At 68.6% G+C, this 2844-nt stretch carries 3 protein-coding genes; all 3 read left to right on the forward strand.

What is annotated here, in order from left to right:
• On the forward strand, nucleotides 1-763 hold a 763-nt coding region (locus VFM98_RS04915; protein ID WP_325108779.1), incomplete at its 5' end, for a hydantoinase/oxoprolinase family protein.
• A complete protein-coding gene (locus VFM98_RS04920) occupies nucleotides 763-2292 on the forward strand; it encodes a hydantoinase B/oxoprolinase family protein (protein WP_325108780.1) in 1530 nt (509 codons plus the stop codon). The genes VFM98_RS04915 and VFM98_RS04920, both read left to right, overlap by 1 nt.
• A gap of 52 nt (nucleotides 2293-2344) precedes the next feature.
• Nucleotides 2345-2844: tripartite tricarboxylate transporter substrate binding protein (locus tag VFM98_RS04925; protein ID WP_325108782.1), on the forward strand; the 500-nt coding region annotated here is incomplete at its 3' end.

Genomic DNA, 2844 nt, shown 5'->3' on the forward strand with positions numbered 1-2844 from the left:
CCACATCGCCGAGAACGGCCACGACCCGCGCGAGTTCACCATGGTGGCGACCGGCGGCGCCGGCCCGGTGCATGCGGTGGAGGTGGCGCGCAAGCTGCGCATCCCGCGCGTGCTGGTGCCGATCGCCGCGGGCGCCGGCTCGTGCCTGGGCATGCTCGCCGCGCCCGCGCGCGTGGACAAGGCCTGGTCCGATCCGCAGCTCGTCGCGGACATCGATTGGGGTCGGGTTTCTCAAAAAATCGGAGAGCTGAAGGGCGACGCGCAGGTCGAGCTCTCGAGTGCCGGTGCCGCAGAGGTCACCTGGACGCTGGGCGCCGACATGCGCTACTTCGGCCAGGGCGCCGAAGTCGGGGTCGAGCTGCCTTATCGCCCGGTGAACGGCGAGCTGGCGCAGACGCTGGTGCATCTGTTCGAAGAGAACTACAAGCGCCTCTACGGCCGCACCGTGCCCGGCGCGCGGCCGCAGGTGATCACCTGGCGCCTCACCGGCAAGGCGCCCGGCCGCGGGCATCGGTTCGAATGGGGCGACCAGCGGGTGAAGCCCACTGCCGCGAAACCGCACCAACGGGACATTTACCTTCCCTTGAAAAAAAGCTACGGCAAAGCGCCCGTCTACGACCGCTACTCCGTCGCCCCGGGAACCGTGCTGGAAGGGCCGCTGGTGCTGGAAGAGCGCGAGTGCACCATCGTGGCGGCGGTGAAGTCCAGGGTGACCATCCTCGCCGACCTCACGGTGTCGGTGGCCATCGAGGAGTTCGACTGATGGCATTCAACGCGATCGAGCTGGAGATCCTGTGGAAGCGCCTGATCAGCGTGGTGGACGAGGCGGCGGCGGCGTTCGTGCGCACCTGCTTCTCGACGCTGGTGCGCGACGGCAACGACTTCGCCATCGTGCTCACCGACGCGCAGGGGCGCTCGCTGGCGCAGTCCAACATGAGCCTGCCGGGCTTCATCGGCTGCCTGCCGGCCACGGTGCGGCATTTCCTGGCGAAGTATCCGGCCGAGACGATGCGCGAGGGCGACGTCTTCATCACCAACGACCCCTGGAAGGGCTCGGGGCACATCCACGACGTCACCACCGTCACGCCGCTTTTCCGCCAGGGCCGGCTGGTGGCCTTCGCCGCGGTGGTCTCGCACCTGCCGGACATCGGCGGGCGGCTGCGCAGCAACTCCAGCCGCGAGATCTACGAGGAGGGGCTGCAGATCCCGCTGGCGAAGCTGCTGGAGGCCGGCAAGCCGAACGACGTGCTGATCGAAATGATCATGCAGAACATCCGCGTCCCCGACCAGGGCATGGGCGACATCTGGGCGCAGGTCTCGGCCTGCCGCATGATGGGCGAGCGGCTGCAGCCGCTGCTCGACAAGGTGAGCCTGGAGGATCTCGGCGCGGCGGTGCGCGCGCGCTCCGAGAAGGCGATGCGCGAGGCGATCCGCGCCATCCCCGACGGCGTCTATACCTCCACGGTGCAGCACGACGGCTTCGAGGCGCCGATCGTCATCCAGTGCCGGCTCGAGGTGAAGGGCGAGCGCATCGACATCGACTACGCCGGCTCCAGCCCGCAGGTGGCGCGCGCCATGAACGTGGTGCCGATCTATACCTTCGCCTACACCGTGTACGGCCTCAAGGCGCTGCTTTGCCCCGACATCCCGAACAACGAGGGCAGCTTCGCGCCGATCACCACCACGGCGCCGCCCGGCTCGATCTTCAACCCGGCCTACCCGGCGGCTTCGGGCGGGCGCAGCGCCATCGGCCACCTGCTGCCCGCGGCGGTGTTCAAGGCGCTCGCCGGCGTGCTGCCGGACAAGGTCTGGGCCGGCGGCTCGCCCAATTCCTCCATGACGATGTCCGGCGAATACCGCGGCAAGCGCTACGCCGTGGTCAACTTCCTGAACGCCGGCCAGGGCGCCACCGCGCGCCGGCCGGGGTTCTCGGCGCTGTCGTTTCCCGCCAACCTGGGCAACACGCCGGTGGAGGTGATGGAAGGCCTGGCGCCGATCCGCGTGCTGCGGCGCGAGATCCGCCGCGGCAGCGGCGGGCAGGGGCGCCACCGCGGCGGCGACGGCCTGCGTTTCGAATTCGAGCTGCTGCCGGACGCGAAAGAGGCCACGGCATCGTTTCTAATGACCCAGCTGAAGTCGGTGCCCGCCGGACTGGCCGGCGGCGGCCCCGGCGAGCCCGGGCGGCTGCTCGTCAACGGCGAGCAGGTCGACCCGACCGAACCCCGTATCCTGCGGGCCGGGGATCGCGTCATCATGGAGACTGCAGGTGGCGGCGGATATGGTTCTGCTTGAGGAAACGCGGCGTAGATCGATTTTCAGATCTTCCTAGGAGGAGGAGAAAGCTATGAGAAAGACGACTGCAGTCATTTTGTCGATGCTCTGGATAGGCGCCGCGTTGGCGCAGGACGCGTATCCGTCCAAGCCGATCCGGCTGATCGTGCCCTACGGCACCGGCGGCGTCTCGGACTCGGTCGGGCGCGTGGTGGCCGCGGGCCTGTCCAAGGCGATGAACGCCACCGTGTTCGTCGAGAACCGCGGCGGCGCCGGCGGCACGCTGGGCGCCAACATGACGGTGCAGTCGGCGCCCGACGGCTACACCATCCTGCTCACCAGCCCGCCGATGATCGCGGTGGCGCCGCAGATCATCAAGAGCATGCCGTACAACACCAGCACCGATCTCCTCCCGATCAGCACCATCATCACCACGCCGAACATCCTGGTGGTGAACAACGACCTGCCGGTGAAGACGATCCACGAGCTGATCGCCTACGGCAAGGGCGCGGGCAAGGGCAAGCTGAGCTACGGCTCCTCGGGGCCGGGCAGCACCGGGCACCTCTCCGCCAC

The organism is Ramlibacter sp. (assembly GCF_035706265.1).
In the GTDB taxonomy this organism is placed as follows: Bacteria; Pseudomonadota; Gammaproteobacteria; order Burkholderiales; family Burkholderiaceae_C; genus Ramlibacter.